The sequence below is a fragment of the Bradyrhizobium sp. WYCCWR 13022 genome (assembly GCF_030435535.1).
GTDB lineage: Bacteria > Pseudomonadota > Alphaproteobacteria > Rhizobiales > Xanthobacteraceae > Bradyrhizobium.
The window spans coordinates 82849-99734 of record NZ_JAUIZJ010000018.1 but is presented as its reverse complement, the minus strand read 5'-3'; the positions used below and the strand labels follow the sequence as shown (position 1 = coordinate 99734).

The 16886-nt window shown below is 64.9% G+C and carries 18 protein-coding genes; 10 read left to right on the top strand and 8 right to left on the bottom strand.

The window, feature by feature from the left end:
* Window positions 1–8: 8 nt before the first annotated feature.
* The 3 genes from QY049_RS25250 to QY049_RS25240 form a co-directional block, all read right to left on the bottom strand.
* Window positions 9–1433, bottom strand: coding sequence for a TolC family protein (locus tag QY049_RS25250; protein ID WP_258765380.1), 1425 nt, complete (start codon window positions 1431–1433; stop codon window positions 9–11).
* Window positions 1434–1442: 9 nt separating this feature from the next.
* Entirely contained in the window at window positions 1443–1730 is a 288-nt protein-coding gene (locus QY049_RS25245) for a hypothetical protein (protein WP_194477588.1), read from the bottom strand.
* An 81-nt stretch (window positions 1731–1811) separates the two neighbouring features.
* Window positions 1812–2324, bottom strand: coding sequence for a hypothetical protein (locus QY049_RS25240; RefSeq protein WP_301270081.1), 513 nt, complete (start codon window positions 2322–2324; stop codon window positions 1812–1814).
* A 75-nt stretch (window positions 2325–2399) separates the two neighbouring features.
* Between QY049_RS25240 and QY049_RS25235 the strand changes: the two genes are divergently transcribed.
* Window positions 2400–3665 (top strand): MFS transporter, encoded by a 1266-nt coding sequence (locus QY049_RS25235; protein WP_194477587.1) that lies wholly within the window; start codon window positions 2400–2402, stop codon window positions 3663–3665.
* Here QY049_RS25235 and QY049_RS25230 read toward each other — a convergent pair.
* Both QY049_RS25230 and QY049_RS25225 read right to left on the bottom strand, forming a co-directional pair.
* Complete coding sequence (locus tag QY049_RS25230) at window positions 3662–4069, bottom strand: DUF4864 domain-containing protein (protein WP_258765381.1); 408 nt, start codon at window positions 4067–4069, stop codon at window positions 3662–3664. The genes QY049_RS25235 and QY049_RS25230 overlap by 4 nt on opposite strands.
* Before the next feature lie 66 nt (window positions 4070–4135).
* Window positions 4136–4774 (bottom strand): TetR/AcrR family transcriptional regulator, encoded by a 639-nt coding sequence (locus QY049_RS25225; protein WP_194477585.1) that lies wholly within the window; start codon window positions 4772–4774, stop codon window positions 4136–4138.
* Window positions 4775–5014: 240 nt separating this feature from the next.
* Here QY049_RS25225 and QY049_RS25220 point away from each other — a divergent pair, with 240 nt between their 5' ends.
* Genes QY049_RS25220 through QY049_RS25210 form a run of 3 tightly spaced genes read left to right on the top strand, consistent with a single transcriptional unit; the run spans window position 5015 to window position 8818 of the window.
* The gene (locus QY049_RS25220) at window positions 5015–5512 is read left to right on the top strand and encodes a (2Fe-2S)-binding protein (protein ID WP_258765382.1); all 498 of its coding nucleotides are present in this window, start codon (window positions 5015–5017) and stop codon (window positions 5510–5512) included.
* Complete coding sequence (locus QY049_RS25215) at window positions 5509–6564, top strand: xanthine dehydrogenase family protein subunit M (protein ID WP_258765383.1); 1056 nt, start codon at window positions 5509–5511, stop codon at window positions 6562–6564. Before QY049_RS25220 ends, QY049_RS25215 begins: the two co-directional genes overlap by 4 nt.
* Window positions 6557–8818 carry a xanthine dehydrogenase family protein molybdopterin-binding subunit gene (locus tag QY049_RS25210; protein ID WP_258765384.1) on the top strand — a complete coding sequence of 754 codons (2262 nt, stop codon included), beginning with the start codon at window positions 6557–6559 and terminating at the stop codon, window positions 8816–8818. The genes QY049_RS25215 and QY049_RS25210 overlap by 8 nt, the downstream gene beginning before the upstream one ends.
* A gap of 42 nt (window positions 8819–8860) precedes the next feature.
* Here QY049_RS25210 and QY049_RS25205 read toward each other — a convergent pair whose 3' ends face one another.
* Window positions 8861–9013, bottom strand: coding sequence for a hypothetical protein (locus tag QY049_RS25205; protein WP_194477581.1), 153 nt, complete (start codon window positions 9011–9013; stop codon window positions 8861–8863).
* Window positions 9014–9163: 150 nt separating this feature from the next.
* The gene (locus tag QY049_RS25200) at window positions 9164–9712 is read right to left on the bottom strand and encodes a cupin domain-containing protein (RefSeq protein WP_011085008.1); all 549 of its coding nucleotides are present in this window, start codon (window positions 9710–9712) and stop codon (window positions 9164–9166) included.
* Between the two features lie 148 nt (window positions 9713–9860).
* Here QY049_RS25200 and QY049_RS25195 point away from each other — a divergent pair, with 148 nt between their 5' ends.
* Both QY049_RS25195 and QY049_RS25190 read left to right on the top strand, forming a co-directional pair.
* On the top strand, window positions 9861–11189 hold the full coding sequence (locus QY049_RS25195; protein ID WP_258765385.1) for an aspartate aminotransferase family protein: 1329 nt from the start codon (window positions 9861–9863) through the stop codon (window positions 11187–11189).
* A gap of 70 nt (window positions 11190–11259) precedes the next feature.
* Entirely contained in the window at window positions 11260–12525 is a 1266-nt protein-coding gene (locus QY049_RS25190) for a D-amino acid dehydrogenase (protein ID WP_258765386.1), read from the top strand.
* A 56-nt stretch (window positions 12526–12581) separates the two neighbouring features.
* Here the strand turns inward: QY049_RS25190 and QY049_RS25185 are convergent, their stop codons facing one another.
* Window positions 12582–13244 (bottom strand): helix-turn-helix domain-containing protein, encoded by a 663-nt coding sequence (locus tag QY049_RS25185; protein ID WP_258765387.1) that lies wholly within the window; start codon window positions 13242–13244, stop codon window positions 12582–12584.
* A 178-nt stretch (window positions 13245–13422) separates the two neighbouring features.
* Between QY049_RS25185 and QY049_RS25180 the strand changes: the two genes are divergently transcribed.
* From QY049_RS25180 to QY049_RS25165, 4 genes are read left to right on the top strand one after another with little or no spacing between them, the layout of a single operon-like run.
* Entirely contained in the window at window positions 13423–14181 is a 759-nt protein-coding gene (locus QY049_RS25180; RefSeq protein WP_194477577.1) for an ABC transporter substrate-binding protein, read from the top strand.
* A 24-nt stretch (window positions 14182–14205) separates the two neighbouring features.
* Window positions 14206–14859, top strand: coding sequence for an amino acid ABC transporter permease (locus tag QY049_RS25175; RefSeq protein ID WP_258765388.1), 654 nt, complete (start codon window positions 14206–14208; stop codon window positions 14857–14859).
* Window positions 14856–15587, top strand: a complete 732-nt coding sequence (locus QY049_RS25170) for an amino acid ABC transporter ATP-binding protein (protein WP_194477575.1) — start codon at window positions 14856–14858, stop codon at window positions 15585–15587. The genes QY049_RS25175 and QY049_RS25170 overlap by 4 nt, the downstream gene beginning before the upstream one ends.
* 14 nt (window positions 15588–15601) lie before the next feature.
* Entirely contained in the window at window positions 15602–16885 is a 1284-nt protein-coding gene (locus QY049_RS25165; protein ID WP_258765389.1) for an FAD-binding oxidoreductase, read from the top strand.
* Window position 16886 lies beyond the last annotated feature (1 nt).

Here is a 16886-nt window from a genome sequence, read left to right as displayed (position 1 = left end):
CCTCCATGTCAGTGACCGCCCTCGGCAGGCGCTGCCGCGGCGATGGTGGTTGAAGTGTCGCCCGCACCCGCAAGTGAGCCGCCGCCATTGACGGCGGTCTGCAAGTCGGATTGGGCGAGGAAGAAGTTTTGCCTGGCGTCGATCGCGCCGCGCAACGAGGCAAGGCGCTGCCGCGCCTCGGTCAGGAGCGCGAAGATGTCGACCTGCATGCTGGAGAAGCGCAACTGCATCTCCTCGGTGATGATCTTGCGCAGCGGCAGGATCTCGCGCTGATAGTGGCCCGCGATGTCGTAGGTGGAGCGATAGACCCGATAAGCATCGCGAGCTTCGGAGCGGATGTTGACCGCGCGCTCGGTGAGGCGGTTGAAGGCGAGATTGTAGGTCTCCGCGGCTTGCCGCACTCGCACCTCGCCGCCGTCGAAGATCGGGATCTGGAATTGCACGTCGAAACCGCGCTCGCGGAAGGGAGCGCCTTCGGGATCCTGGGTCCGGCGGGAGATGCCGGCGAGATCGAGCAGCGTGACGAAGCGCGTTGCTTCAGTCAGATTCAATGACTTCGCCAGCGCGGCGAGTTCCAGCCGCGCGATCTGCAAGTCGATGCGATGGGCGACCGCATCGGCCTCGATCGAGGGCAGGGCCTGCGGCCGGCGCGGCAGCGACGGCAGTGCATTGGGCAGGCGGAAATCGAGACCGTCGTCCCACAGTCCCATCAGCCGCGCCAGCTTTTCGCGCGCGCTGGTCGTTGCCTGGCGCGCAGTGGCGAGGTCGGCCGTGGTCTCGGCGTAAAACACCTGCTCGCGGGCCTGGTCGAGCTTGTTGACCGAGCCGGTCTCGCCGAGCTTGACCGCGAGCTGGGCGGTCGATTCCGCCGTCGCCTTCGCATCCGTCAGCAGAGCGACCATCTCGTTGCCGGCGACCGCGCGGATGTAGGCACGCCGCACATCGGCGGCGAGCCGCAACGTCGCGAGCGCCGCGCGCAATTGCGCCTGGCGAAAGCGATCACGCGCGATCTCGGATCGGAACGGCAGGGTGGCCAGCGCCAGGATGTCGCCGACGACCTGGCGCTCGATTTCGCTGGCGCCATTGCCCGAGATCCGCGAGATCGAGAAGACGGGATTGGCCGGCAGGCTCTGCTCGACAAGATCGGTCTCGGCCAGCGCGAGCTCGTTATAGGCAGCTTGCAGCCCCTTGTTGTTGAGCAGCGCGATCTGCACGGCAGTCTCTGCGGTGAGCGTCCGCGACAGTAACTGGCGCACGCGCGCGTCGACGGCGCCAGCTACCTCGGGCGTGCGTACGAAGGCGACGTCCTTCTTGATGGTCTGGCTTGTCAGCTCCGAGACCGTTGTCATGCCGCCGTCGGGCGAGAACGCGGTGCAGCCGGAGAGGCCGAGTGCGGCGAAAACGAGCAGGCCCCGCGCCGTATGATGTATCATGGCGCGTTCCTACCGGTCTTGCTTTGGCTGCGGTGTCACGGCGTCGTTGCGCTCGCGCCATGGCATCGGCGCTGCGGGCCGCAGGCTCGTATAGGGCGCGACCGCAGAGCGATAGCCGACGCGCGCGACCTTCGCCGTGGGATCGGCCGGGTCGGCGGTGGTGGCAACTGACATCGTTGCCGGCATACAGCTGGAAAGAGCTAACGTGGCTGCGGCCAGCAGCGGCCAATGGAATCGAAAGTGTCCTCCACGCGCCGCGAATGCGGCGGCGGACTTCGCCCCGAGAAGCGTAAGCATGAGCAATCCCTGATCTGTCTGGAGACCACAGGTTCGTGCGCGCCGGAATGCGCGCTCGGCCTGACGTCGTCGCGTGTCAGATCAGGTGATGGGAGGGCGGTAGTGCAGGGGCGGCGCTGCGCTGTGCAGGCTCACCACGATTTCAGGCGCGCAAGCGGAAACCGGCTGAAGCGGCTTTGCGACGTCAGGAAGATCCGCTGGCAGCGCGCTAATGCACATCATCGCGCAGCACGGGCCAACCTTGCCCTTGCCGTCATGATGATGAGGGGCGGACGTGTCCTGAGCCGACTGGTGATTTGCATGCCTTGCGGCGTGGTCGTGCGTCGCGTTCCCATGCATGTGACCAGCCGAAATCTGATGATTGATAGGCACGAGATCAGCCAGCATCGCATCATCGAGACAAGGCGCCGGGCCGTTACCCCAGGCAAGTGCCGCTGCTGGCGCGAGCACGCAGAACAGATAGGCCAGCGCAATGAGGCGCCCCACCCTGATCCGCATCGATCGCGTTATCCGCAACAACATCCCGACAGTCGCTCCGCGCGGCCTTGTTGCACACGCAGATTGCAAACTAATGGCAAAGCGCGGTTTCGCCAAGCTCCTTCTTACCGCAGTGCACCGCGCATGCCCAATATCGCGGCACGATGCTTGACCGCGCGGCGATCCGCGAACATGGTCCGCGCCGTGCACGCGCCAAATCACCCAGGACAGAAGCCGCCTTCATTCGCCCCTGATTCCCGTCAGGCCTGGGTGCGGCTCGTCATCGCGCTCGTGATCGGCTCGATCGGTGCCGTGGGGATGTGGGCGGTCGTGGTCGTGATTCCCGTGGTGCAGACCGAATTCGCGGCCACCCGCGGCGCGGTGTCGCTTGCCTTCACGCTCATGATGTTCGGCTTTGGGCTGGGCGGCGTGATTGCCGGCAAGATCACAGACAAGTTCGGCATCGTGCCGGCGATGGCGATCAGCATTGCCTTCCTCGGCGTCGCCAATGTGCTCGCGGGACTGTCAACGCAGCTTTGGCAGTTCGTGGCAGCCTACTTTCTGATCGGCCTTGGGACTTCGGCGACCTTCGCCCCGCTGATGGCGGAGGCTTCGCACTGGTTCGAGCGCTATCGCGGGCTGGCCGTCACCATCGTCGCGAGCGGCAACTACGTCGCCGGCACGATCTGGCCGCCGATCGTAAGCTCGGGCATGCAGACGATTGGCTGGCGTTACACCCACATTGGCATCGGTCTGGTCTGCGCGAGCCTGATGTCGATCCTGGTGCTGGTCCTGCGCTCCCAGATCGGCGACGACAAGGTCCGCAATCACGCCAATGCGCCGCCTCCGCGCGTGGATCTGAAGCTCTCGACCAACGCGCTGACGGTGTTGCTCTCGATCGCCAGCATTTCCTGTTGCGTCGCCATGGCGATGCCGCAGGTGCATATCGTCGCCTATTGCGGCGATCTCGGCTATGGCGTGGCGCGCGGTGCCGAAATGCTGTCGCTGATGATGGCTTGCGGCATCCTCAGCCGTATTGGCTCGGGTTATCTCGCCGACAAGATCGGCGGCATTCGCACGCTGCTGCTCGGGTCGCTGGCACAAGGCTTTGCGCTTGTGTTCTACCTGTTCTTCGACAGCCTCACGTCGTTGTATCTGATCTCGGCGATGTTCGGCCTGTTCCAGGGCGGCATCGTGCCGAGCTACGCGATCATCGTCCGCGAGGCGATGCCGGCGAGCGAAGCCGCAACCCGCGTCGGCATCGTGATCTTCGCCTCGGTATTCGGCATGTCCTTCGGGGGCTGGGTGTCCGGCATCATCTTCGACGCTACCGGCTCCTATGCCGCAGCGTTCGCCAATGGCGTGGCGTGGAATGCCCTCAATGTCGGCATCGTCTTGACGCTGCTGATCCGCTCGCGGATGAATTCGGCCAAGACAGGGCCGAACTTCGCAACCTAAACCGCCTGTCCCGCCTTCAGCAGCGAGCAGCCGGTGATCTTGTAACTTCCGTCCGCCTGCTGCTCGAGCGTGTAGAGCGCTTCCCAGGCTTCGCCATTGGCATCGATGATGTGAACGCGCTGGGCAATCGAGCTGCCTTCGATCTTGCTGTCGCCGAACTCGAAGCTCTTGTGGCGGTAGACCGGCGCGTAGCCGTTCTGTACCATCGACATGAAGATCTCGGGTGCGGGGAAGATCTGCTGGATAGCCGGTGCTGCGTAGGAGTAGGCGGCCGTGGCGTCGTCATGGACGAAGGCCTGCTCCTGCGCACGGATCGCGTCCTGTGCGGCCGAGACATCGTCGGCGCGTGCGGCGAGGGGGCTAAGGGCGATAGCGATTGCGACGACCAAGGTTGCGATGCGCATGACAGGCTCCGCGTTGATATGCCGGCGATGCTGATTCTAGCACGACCATTGGCAATTACGGGCGAGCTATCGCGTCCGTTTCACTGCTGCCTTCGCTGGCTTGGCCGTACGCGTCTTGGCCTTTGCGACGGGCTGCACGCGCAATCCGTCCACGAACACGTCGAGCATCCGCAGCACCGAGGATTGCCAGCCTGGCTGATCGTGCATGTAGCACATGCCGAAGAACGCGCGCAGCAAGTCCTCGGGACTGACGTCGGCGCGCATCACGCCCGCCGCGGCTGCACGATCGAGCAGCGAGCCGATCGCCTTGGTCAGGCGCTCGAAGGAAAAGGCGTGCAGCTCGGACCCGCTCTGCACCGCGAGTGCCAGGGCTGCCACCATGCCTTTCTTGGTGGCGACGAATTCGACACCTGAGTGCAGCCAGCGCCTGAGCGCATCGACCGGGTCCTTGGCATTCTTCAACTGCTCGGCGAGCTCGCTGAGCTGCTCGACCTCGCGACGGTACACCGCCTCGAACAGATCCTCGCGCGTCGGAAAATGTCGGTAAAGCGTGCCGATGCCGACGCCCGCGCGTTTGGCAACGGCCTCCAGGCTTGCCTCCGGGCCGCCCGCGTTGAACACGACCTTGGCCGCCTCGAGCACGCGCTCGCGATTTCGCACGGCATCGGCGCGGGGTTTTCTGGCCTGGTCGGAATGGTCGTCCATTCAGGCAATGTAGATCACGAATTAGTTAGATTGAACCCTTGTGTGGCTGCATCGCGTTGTCCGCGCACGGGCTTTTGACGAATTCCAAATATTTTTCGGCGGCCCTTGTTAAGCGGAGGGTGCCTCCGTATCTTCGCGGGTGTCGGCCCGGAACATCTCCGGGGCGATGCGATATCGGCGGCGGCCACGGCGGTGGCGCGCCGGGCGATGAGCCATGTCCACATCTGATCGGAGCCATTTATGAACCACTCCATCAGCCTCACCGTGAACGGTGCACGGCGCGACTTCGTCCTCGACGATCCCCGCGTCACGCTGCTCGATCTCCTGCGTGAGCGCCTCCATCTCACCGGAACCAAGAAAGGTTGTGACCGCGGCCAGTGCGGTGCCTGCACCATTCTCGTCGACGGTAAGCGCATCAATTCCTGCCTCGCGCTCGCCATCAGCCATGACGGCGCCGACATTCTCACCATCGAAGGCATCGCGCGAGGCGACCAGCTTCATCCCGTGCAGGCCGCCTTCATCGCCCATGACGGCTTCCAGTGCGGCTTCTGCACCCCCGGCCAGATCATGAGCGCGATCGGCATGATGCAGGAAGCCCAGGCCGGCAACGATCCCGAACGTATCCGCGAATGCATGAGCGGCAATCTCTGCCGTTGCGGCGCCTATGCCGGCATCGTCGATGCCGTGCTGGAGGCGCAGGCCGGTGCCGACGAATCCAACCAGAGGCGTTCCGCATGAAACAGTTCGATTATGTCAGGCCCGCCACGGTCGTCGAGGCCGTTGCTGCCGCCGCCCAACCGGGCGCGACTTACCTTGCCGCCGGCACCAATCTGCTTGACCTGATGAAAGGCAATGTCAGCCGGCCGGATCGGTTGGTCGACCTCACGCATCTCGAGGGACTCGACAGAATCGAGCGCCTCGCCGATGGGGCGTTGCGTATCGGCGCGCTCGTCAGCAATGCCGATCTCGCGCATGACGTGGAGTTCGCGAAGACCTATCCGGCAGTTGCCGAAGCGCTGCTCTCGGGTGCTTCCGCGCAATTGCGCAACGCCGCGACTGTCGGCGGCAATCTGCTGCAACGTACGCGTTGCGCGTATTTCTACGACACCGCCAGCCGCTGCAACAAGCGCGAGGCCGGCACCGGCTGCGATGCCCGCGCGGGCGAGAACCGGTCGCATGCCGTGCTCGGCTGGAGCGAGAGCTGCATCGCGACGCACCCGTCCGACTTCTGCGTGCCGCTGGTCGCACTCGACGCCATCGTCGAGATCGAAGGCAAGAATGGCCGTCGTGAGATTGCGCTCGACGAACTGCATCGTCTGCCCGGCAATACGCCCGAGCGCGAATCTGCGCTCGAGCCCGGCGACCTCATCGTCGCGGTGCGGCTGCCACCCGCGGCGCGCAGCTTTGCCGCGCATGCGCGCTATCTCAAGGTCCGCGAGCGCACGTCCTACGCGTTCGCGATCGTCTCGGCCGCTGCAGCGCTGCGGATCGAGAACGGCAAGATCGCGGAAGCGCGGCTTGCGCTTGGCGGCGTCGCCGCAAAGCCCTGGCGTGCCCGCTCCGCGGAGGATGTTCTGAAAGGCGTCGCACCCACGGCCGACGCCTTCCAGGAAGCTGCCTGGCGTGCGCTCGCCGACGCAAAACCGTCCGGCGACAACGCCTACAAGATCGAGCTCGCCCGCCGCATCGTCGCGCGCGCGCTGGCCCTTGCCGCTGCCGGTACGCCCGAGCGCATCCCCGCGTTGCCGGCCTCTCCCCTTGCTTCGACGTCTGGAGCCATCCATGCCTGAGCTCAATCTCACCAGCGCACCCGCCCATCTCCGCCACGGCTCCAGCATCGGCCAGCCGCTCACCCGCCGCGACGGTGTGCTCAAGGTCAGGGGGCAGGCGACCTACGCCGCCGACAATCATCCACCCGGCATGCTGTTCGCGGTGATGGCGGTGTCCAGCGTCGCGCATGGCCGCGTCACCTCGCTCGATGTCGCCGCTGCCAGGCGGCATCCCGGCGTCGTCGACGTCATGACGACGGATCACAAGCCGCAGCTTGCGACCGATCCTGAAATCAAGACGAATCCCTTCGTGTTCCGGATGGAGGTGCTGCAGAGCAACGAGGTCCGCTACGCCAACCAGCCGATCGCCGTCGTGATTGCCGAGACGCTCGAGGCGGCGACGGAAGGCGCAGTGCTGCTGGCGCCGCGCTATGAAACTCAGCCGGCGCTGGTCGGTCTCGATGCCGGCAAGAGTTACGTGCCGCCGGTCGTCGGTGTCGGAAACCCGTCCGAAAATCACGTTGGCGATGTCGCGGCTGGCCTTGCTTCAGCCGACAAGCAGATCGACTCGATTTACGAGACGCCGGCGCAATATCACAACGCGATGGAGCCGCATGCCATCGTCGCTCACTGGAACGGCGACAGTCTTCAGATCGATATGCCGACCCAGGGATTGATGCTCTCCCTTGCTCGCGTCGCCGAGTTGTTCGGCATCGCGCACGATAAGATCCATATCCGCAGCCCGTTCCTCGGTGGCGGCTTCGGCTCGAAAGGACTGATGGCCGGCCCTCAGGTGCTCGGCATCATGGCGGCAAAGCTGGTCGGCAAGCCGGTCAAGCTCGTGCTGCGCCGTGAGCAGATGTATGGCCCGGTCGGCCATCGTGCGCCGACGCGTCAGCGCCTGCGCATTGGTGCCGACGCTGAAGGGCGTCTGACCGCGCTCGATCATCATGCGAGGACCGTGTCGAGCACGTTCGACGATTTCTACGAGCCCGCGGCCGATGCCTCGCACACGCTTTATGCCGCGCCAGCGATCCGCACCTCGCATGACGCCGTGCGCGTCAACACCGGCACGCCGCTGTTCATGCGCGCGCCGGGCGAGGCGACCGGATCGATTGCGCTGGAGAGCGCGATCGACGAGATGGCCTGGGCATGCGGCATGGATCCGCTGGCCTTCCGCCTGAAAAACTATGCCGAGGTCGAGCCGATCACGGGAAAGCCGTTCTCCTCGAAGGCGTTGCGCGCCTGCTACGAACAGGGCGCAGCGCGTTTCGGCTGGGCGAAGCGCGCGCTTCAGCCGCGACAGATGCGCGATGACGCCGGACTGCTGGTCGGCTGGGGAATGGGCACCGCGACGTTCCCCGCGCTCATGTTCCAGGCTGAAGCGCGCGCGGCGATCCGCCGTGACGGCACCGGTGCGATGGAGATCGGTGCGCATGACATGGGACAGGGCGCGTGGACGGCGCTTGCCCAGATCGCAGCCGATGCTGTCGGCCTCGATATCGAACGCGTCGAGTTCAAGGCCGGCACGTCCGACCTGCCCGATGCCGGCATTGCCGGAGGCTCGGCGCATACCGCGACCGCGGGTGCTGCGATCCACAGCGCCGGCGCGGCCGTCATCGCCAAGCTCGCCGACCTCGCCACCAAGGACGAGCGCTCGCCGCTGTTCGGTGCCGGCAATGCCGGAGTGATCGCGCGCGATGGTCGCCTGATTCGTCGTGACGACGAGAGCCGCAGCGAGAGCTACAGCGAGATCCTCGCACGTGCCGGCGTTGCGGAGGTCGAGGCGCGCGGCGCAGGCGCACCAAACCCGGCGGCGATGGAAGAATATGCCATGCACGCTCATGGCGCGGTGTTCGCGGAGGTGAAGGTCGATCCCGAGCTCGGTCAGATCCGCGTCACCCGCATGGTCGGCGCCTTCGCCGCCGGGCGCATCGTCAATCCGCATCTGGTGAAGAGCCAACTGTTCGGCGGCATGATCTGGGGCCTGTCGTTCGCCCTGCATGAGGAGGCCATCACCGACCGCCGCAGCGGGCGGATCATGAATGCCAATCTCGGCGAGTACCACATCCCCGTGAATGCCGACGTGCCGCCGCTCGACGTCATCACGGTCGAGGAGCATGATCCCCATGTGAACGCGCTCGGCATCAAGGGCGTCGGCGAGATCGGCATTACCGGCAGCGCGGGAGCGGTCGCCAATGCCGTCTGGCATGCGACCGGCGTGCGGGTGCGGCGCTTCCCGATCCGGATCGAGGAGTTGCTGACGCAGCTTTGAGACATAAGGCGGGGTGAGATCTTCTCGCTCCGCCGCGCGTCGTCAATGCAGCTTCTTGCGGAGGGCCTTGATCGCCTCTCGCTGCGTCTCGATGTGTTCGGCAATCGCCTTGCGAAGCTCCTGCGAATGGAGCTTGTCGGTGTCGCGCTGCACTTCATCGAGCGCAGCCTCTGCATTGGCGAGCGTGATCTTCATCTGCGAGCCCGGTTGTGAAGCAGTGCGGGAACGTCTCTCGGCTAGACTATTGCTCGCAACATATAGAAGACTGCCGCGCGGAAATTGAGATACCTCAAGCACCGTAAGATACCGGTGGCTCCGTAAGATCCCGGATAAAGCGATCGCGCTTCAGAATGTCGGTGGGGTGCAGGCCGAGATCACTTCGCATGGCTTGCCGCCGACGCAGCGGAAGCGATGCGGGCGCCGGCTCTCGAAATAATAGGCGTCGCCAGGATTGAGGATGCGGCGCTCATCCTCGACCGTGACCTCGAGCTTGCCCGAGATCACGATGCCGCCTTCCTCGCCGTCATGAACGAGGTGCACGCGACCTGTGTCGCTGCCAGGCTCGTAGCGCTCCTTCAGGATTTGCAGGCTGCGGCCGAACAGATTGTCGCCGACCTGCCGATAGGAGATCGGCTTCTTGCCGACCTCGGTGAGTTCCTCGGCGCGATAGAAGATCTTGCGGCGGCTCTCGGGCTCCAGCGCGAAGAACTCGGCTAGTCCCATCGGGATGCCGTCGAGGATGCGCTTGAGCGCGCCGACCGAGGGGTTCATCTGGTTGGACTCGATCAGCGAGATCGTCGAATTGGTGACGCCGGCGCGCTTGGCGAGCTCGCGCTGCGACAGCTTCTGGCGCGCCCGGATGAATCGCAGCCGTCCACCGATGTCGACGCTCATGCCTCTGGCCCTGTTGCAAGTGTTGCGGATCGCGCAAATATGGACCGGCTGCCCTAGTGAAATCAATGGCTTGCAGGTCGTCAGAAAAGGACTTGTTGCGCTATCGAAGCCGTGGCTCTGCTATGGCGTCAGCAAAGGAGCGTGGCCCGTGACCCTTCATCAGATTCCGAACACTATCAAGACCGACTCGTTCTGGATGCCGTTCACGGCCAACCGTCAGTTCAAGAAGGCGCCGCGCCTGTTCTCCTCGGCCGAGGGCATGCACTACACCACCGTCGACGGCCGCAAGGTGATCGACGGCTCCGCCGGCCTCTGGTGCGTCAACGCCGGCCACGGCCGCAAGCAGATCGCCGCCGCCGTCGAGCGGCAGCTGATGACGCTGGATTTCGCGCCGTCGTTCCAGATGGGTCATCCGCTGGCATTCGACTTCGCCGAGCGTCTCGCCGAGATCGCGCCGAAGGGCCTCGATCGTGTCTTCTTCACCAACTCCGGCTCTGAATCGGTCGACACCGCGCTGAAGATCGCGCTCGCCTATCATCGCGCCAACGGCCAGGCCAGCCGCACCCGGCTGATTGGCCGCGAGCGCGGCTATCACGGCGTCGGTTTCGGCGGCACCTCGGTGGGCGGCATGGTCGCCAACCGCCGCGCCTTCACCACCCTGCTGCCGGGCGTCGACCACATCCGCCACACCCACGACCTCAGCCGCAACGCCTTCGCCAAGGATCAGCCGGAGCATGGCGCCGAACTCGCCGACGATCTCGAGCGTCTCGTCGGCCTCCACGGCGCCGAGACCATCGCCGCCGTGATCGTCGAGCCGGTGCCGGGTTCGACCGCGGTGCTGCCGCCGCCGAAGGGCTATCTGCAACGGCTGCGCGAGATCTGCGACAAGCACGGCATCCTTCTGATCTTCGACGAGGTCATCACCGGTTTCGGCCGTCTCGGCACGCCGTTCGCCGCCAACTTCTTCGGCGTCACGCCGGACCTGATGACGACCGCCAAGGGCATCACCAACGGCACCATTCCCTGCGGCGCGGTGTTCGCGAGCCGCAAGGTGCATGACGGCATGATGGTCGGCCCCGAGAACCAGATGGAGCTGTTCCACGGCTACACCTATTCGGCGCATCCGACCGCCTGCGCCGCCGGTATCGCCACGCTCGACATCTACAAGGACGAGGGCCTGCTGACGCGCGGTGCGACGATGGCCGAATACTGGCGCGATACGCTGCATCAGCTGAAGGGCCTGCCGAACGTCGTCGACATCCGCAATTGCGGGCTGATGGGCGCGGTCGAGCTCGCGCCGCGCGACGGCGCCGTCGGTGCGCGTGGTTACGACGTCATGGTCGACTGCTTCAACACCGGCCTCTATCTGCGCATGAGCGGTGACAGCTTCGCGATGTCGCCTCCGCTCATCGTCGAGAAGAGCCACATCGACCAGATGGTCTCGATCCTCGGCGACGCCATCAAGAAGGTGGCCTGATAATTGCTCTCGCCGCTGGTGAGTTTTATCTTGCAGCGGCGAGCGTGATGCCGCGGGAGTTTGACCAAGCGTGAAAGTTCTGATCCTCGGCAGCGGTGTCATCGGCGTCACCTCTGCCTACTACCTCGCCCGTGCCGGCCACGAGGTGACGGTCGTCGACCGTCAGCCCGAACCGGCGCTGGAGACGTCTTTTGCCAATGCCGGCGAAGTGTCGCCCGGTTATTCCTCGCCATGGGCCGGCCCCGGCGTGCCGGTGAAGGCGGTCAAGTGGCTCTTGATGAAGCACGGACCGCTGGTGATCCGGCCGAAGCTCGATCCCGTCATGTGGGTCTGGCTGCTCAAGATGCTGCGCAACTGCACCAGCGCGCGCTACGCGGTCAACAAGAGCCGGATGATCCCGATCGCGGAATACAGCCGCGATTGCCTGCGCGATCTGCGCCGCGACATCGGCATTCAATATGACGAGCGCGCGCAGGGCACGCTGCAGCTGTTCCGCTACCAGGCCCAGCTCGACGGCACCGGCGAAGACGTCGCCGTGCTCAAGCAGTACGGCGTGCCTTACGAGACGCTGAGCCGCGAAGGCTGCATCGCGGTCGAGCCGGCGCTATCAGGCGTGAAGGAAAAATTCGTCGGCGGGCTTCGCCTGCCGCAGGACGAGACCGGCGACTGTCACATGTTTACGCAGGCGCTGGCCAAGCATGCGCAGGCGCTCGGCGTGCGCTTCATGTTCAACACCGGCATCGACCGCATCGTCACGGATGGCGGACGCGTCAGCGGCGTTGCGACCAGCGCCGGGATGTTGCAGGCCGACTCGTACGTGCTCGCACTCGGAAGCTATTCGTCGCGAATGGCTGCGCCGCTCGGCATTTCGCTGCCGGTCTATCCGGTGAAGGGCTATTCGATCACGGTGCCGATCAAGGACGCCTCCGGTGCGCCGGAATCGACCGTGATGGACGAGAGCTACAAGGTCGCGATCACCCGTCTCGGCAATCGCATCCGCGTCGGCGGCACCGCCGAGATCTCGGGCTTCTCGACCAAGCTCTACGGCGCCCGTCGCGCCACGCTTGATCATTCCCTGACCGATCTGTTCCCGCGCGGCGGCGATCTCGCCAAGGCGACGTTCTGGAGCGGCCTGCGTCCGATGACGCCGGACGGCCCGCCGGTGATCGGCCCGACGCAATACGCCAACCTCCATCTCAACACCGGCCACGGCACGCTCGGCTGGACCATGTCCTGCGGCTCCGGCCGCATCCTCGCGGATATGCTCTCGGGCAAGAAGCCGGAGGTGGATGTGAGTGCGTTGACGGTGGACCGGTATCAGCACCGGTTCGGGTGATTGATGACGTCATTCCGGGTTCGATGCTTCGCATCGCCCCGGAATGACGGTGAAACCTACCCCGCCCCTGTCACGCAATTTACCCACAGCACCACGGCCTTCGCATCCTGCGCCGGATTGGAAAACCGGTGCGGCCTGCGGCTGGCAAAGCGAAAGCTGTCGCCGCTCTTCAGCGACCACGTCTCGCTGTCGACCGTCAGCAGCATCTCGCCTTCCAGAACGAGGCCGGCTTCCTCGCCGTCGTGGGTGTAGAGCTCGTCGCCGGTGGAGCCACCGGGCTCCAGATGCACCAGGAATAGATTGAGCTTGTTGTCGGCGCTGGCCGGGCTCAGCAATTGCTTGGACACGCCCGTGCGCCAAAGCTTCAGCTCGGGCCGCTGCAATCCGCGTGTGACGACCTGATCGGATGCGCCATCAGCACTCGGGCTTGCGCCGAACAGTGCGGCGATGCCGACGCCGAGCACGTCGGCGAGCGTCGCCAGCACACGCAACGATGGTGACGACAGGCCGCGTTCGATCTGGCTGAGGAAGCCGATCGACAGATCCGTCCGCGCGGCGACCGCCTCGAGCGAGAATTGCCTGACCCGCCTGAGATCGCGGATGCGGCGGCCGACAGCAACGTCCATTGCGGGCTCTGTCGGCTGTGCGATAGCCTTTCGGCCGTTCTTGCCACGGTTCTCGGCTTTCTTCGCCGGCTTTGCGGCGGCCGGTTTGCGCATTCTTTTACCACCGCTCACGTCAAACCGCTTCCTTCATGTGCATGAAAATCGCTTGCATCGTCCGCGAAAGTGTGACCAAATTTTCATATCGGTGAAAATAGGCCGAAACGGCTTGGCCCGCAATGTCTGATCAGGACATGCACCAGCGCCGTCATCGGCAAGCCCAAAGGGGGATGCGATGAAGCGTATTGGTCTGGCCGCAATCGCGGCGCTCGCACTTTGCGCCGGGGCGCCCGCATCGGCGCAGCAGGTGCTCAAGGTCGGCTCGACGCCGACGGGCATTCCGTTCACGTTCCTCGACACCAAGACCAACACCATCCAGGGCATCATGGTCGATCTCGTCACGGAAATCGGCAAGGACGCCGGCTTCAACGTGCAGATCGAGCCGATGCAGTTCTCGGCGCTGATCCCGTCGCTGACCTCGAGCAAGATCGACATCATTGCCGCCGCGATGTTCATCACGGCGCCCCGGAAAGAGGTCGTCGATTTCTCCGATCCGATCTACACCTATGGCGAAGGCCTGGTCGTTCCGAAGAGCGATACCAAGGCCTATGCCACGCAGGACGATCTGAAGGGTGAGACGGTCGGTGCCCAGGTCGGTACCGCCTTTGTCGATGCGCTGAAGAAGACCGGCCTGTTCGCGGACGTGAAGGCCTACGACACCATCCCCGACATCCTGCGCGACGTGAACACCGGCCGTCTCAAGGCCGGCTACGCCGACTATCCGATCCTCGCCTACAATCTGAAGCAGGGCGGTTTTCCCGAGACGCGGCTCGTTGAGGGCTACAAGCCCGTCACCGTCGGCTCGGTCGGCATCGGCGTCCGCAAGGGTGAGACCGCGTTGCTCGGCAAGATCAACGCGTCGCTGGCAAAGCTCAAGGCCAACGGCACCATCGACAAGATCCTCGGCAAATGGGGCCTGAAGGCTCAGGGCTGATAGCGGTTCATCGCAGGCGACCCGATGAAAGGTTTCTGGCACGACGCCGTCGAGTTTTTCCCGATTCTGATGAACGGCGTCGCGCTGACGATCGTCGTCACGATCGGCTCGCTGCTGCTCTCGACGGTGCTCGGCCTGATTTGGGCGATGATGCGGGTCTCCGGCATCAAGGCGCTGGCGATGCTCAGCGCCAGCCTGATCAACGTGATCCGCGGCATCCCGATCATCGTGCTGCTGTTCTACCTCTATTTCGTGATGCCCGATCTCGGCGTTACGCTCAGCGCCTTGCAGGCCGCGATCCTCGGTCTCGGCATCGCCTATTCGGCCTACCAGGCTGAAAACTTCCGCGCCGGCATCGAGGCCATCGACAAGGGGCAGATCGAGGCGGCGCAATCGATCGGCATGGGCTGGTGGCTGACGATGCGCCGCGTGGTGCTGCCGCAGGCGGTGCGCATCGTGCTGCCGCCCTACGGCAACGTCATGATCATGATGCTGAAGGACTCTTCGCAGGCCTCGACCATCACGGTCGCCGAGCTCGCCCTGCAAGGCAAGTTGATCGCGTCCTCGACCTTCAAGAACACCAGCGTGTTCACGATGGTCGCCTTGATGTATCTCACCATGAGCATCCCGCTGATCCTGCTGGTCCGTCACTTCGAGAAGCGGGCGGGCAAGAAATGATCGAGCTGAGCGACGTCCACAAGAGCTTTGGCAAGGTCGAGGTGCTCAAGGGCATCACGGCCTCCGTGCAGAAGGGCGAGGTGGTCTGCATCATCGGTCCCTCTGGGTCCGGCAAGTCCACCATCCTGCGCTGTATCAACGGGCTCGAAAGCTACGACCGCGGCGAGATCAGCGTCGAAGGCCTCAAGGTCGATCGCGACGCGCCATCGATCGTATCGATCCGCACACAAGTCTCGATGGTGTTCCAGCGCTTCAATCTGTTTCCTCATCGGACGGTACTGGAGAATGTCATCGAAGGTCCGCTCTTCGTGAAGAACGAGCCCCGCGCCCAGGTGATCGAGCGTGGCCGCGCGCTGCTCGCCCAGGTCGGCCTTGTTGAAAAGGCCGATGCACATCCGCCGCAGCTCTCCGGCGGTCAGCAGCAGCGCGTTGCGATAGCACGGGCGCTGGCAATGCAGCCCAAGGCGATCCTGTTCGACGAACCGACCTCGGCGCTCGATCCGGAATTGGTCGGCGACGTCCTCGGCGTCATGCGCAAGCTCGCCGATGACGGCATGACCATGGTCGTCGTCACCCACGAGATGGGTTTTGCCCGCGACGTCGCCGATCGCGTGCTGTTCATCGACGGGGGCGTCATCGTCGAGCAGGGGCCGGCGAAAGCGCTGCTCAACCAACCCCGGCATCCGCGCACGCAGGATTTCCTGCGCCGCGTGCTGCATCCGCTCTGAACCGGACTTTTGCAATGACGCGCCTGCCGCTGCCGCCTTCGCTCTACGCCGACACCGCCGTCGCGCCGGTGGCGACGCCGCCGCTTGATACGGACAAGAACGTATCCGTCGCAATCGTCGGTGGCGGTTACACGGGGCTCTCCACGGCGCTGCATCTGGCGGAGCAGGGAGTCGAGGCGCTGGTGCTGGAGGCGCAGGAGCCGGGCTGGGGCGCGTCCGGCAACAACGGCGGCCACACCAATCCCGGCCTGAAACACGATCCCGATCAGATCGAGGCCGATTTCGGCACGGAGCTCGGCCGCCGCATGATCGAGTTTTCCTACGGCACGCCGAACTTCACCCATGATCTGATTCGCCGCTACCAGATCCCGTGTGAGGCGCGGCAGAACGGGACGTTGCGCGCGGCCTATAACGAGGCCAGCGCCGCTGCGATCGAGCAGACCGCACGGCAGTGCATCCGTCGCGGTATGCCGGTGACGTATCTCGATCGCGAGCAGCTGCGCGAGATGACCGGCACTGATCGCTACATTGGCGCCATGCTGGACGCCCGCGGCGGCGATCTGCACCCCCTGAGCTACGCCCGTGGCCTTGCGCGCGCCGCGATCTCGGCGGGTGCGAAGGTTCACAGCGAGACACCGGCGCAATCGCTGCGCCGCGACGGCAGTCGCTGGCGTATCGAGACGCCGCGCGCGGTCGTGCATGCCGACAAGGTGCTGCTCGCCACCAACGGCTTCACCGACGATCTCTGGCCGGCGCTTCGCCGCACCATCGTGCCGGTGTTTTCCTCGATCGCCGCCACCGCGCCGCTCTCGGACGATGTCGCGCGCTCGATCATGCCGACGCGGCCCGTGCTCTATGAGAGCGGCCACATCACGGTCTACTACCGCATTGACCAGAACAACCGCCTCCTGATGGGCGGCCGGGGGCCGATGCGCTGGATCAACTCGCCTGATGACGTCGCCTATCTCATCCGCTACGCCGAGCGGCTGTGGCCGCAGCTGAAAGGCGTGGCCTGGACCCACGGCTGGAACAGCCGGCTCGCCATCACCAGGGATCATTATCCGCATGTGCACGAGCCCGCGGAAAGCATTCTGATCTCGCTCGGCTGCAACGGCCGCGGGGTTGCGCTCTCCACTGCAATGGGCGCGCAGCTCGCGCGTCGGCTGATCGGGGGCGCCAAGGCCGAGATCGACATGCCCGTCACCGGCATCAATCCGATCCCGATGCACGCGTTCTGGCCGGTCGGCGTGACAACAGCGGTGATTGCTGGCCGCGTGCGTGACCGGTTGGGGATCTAGC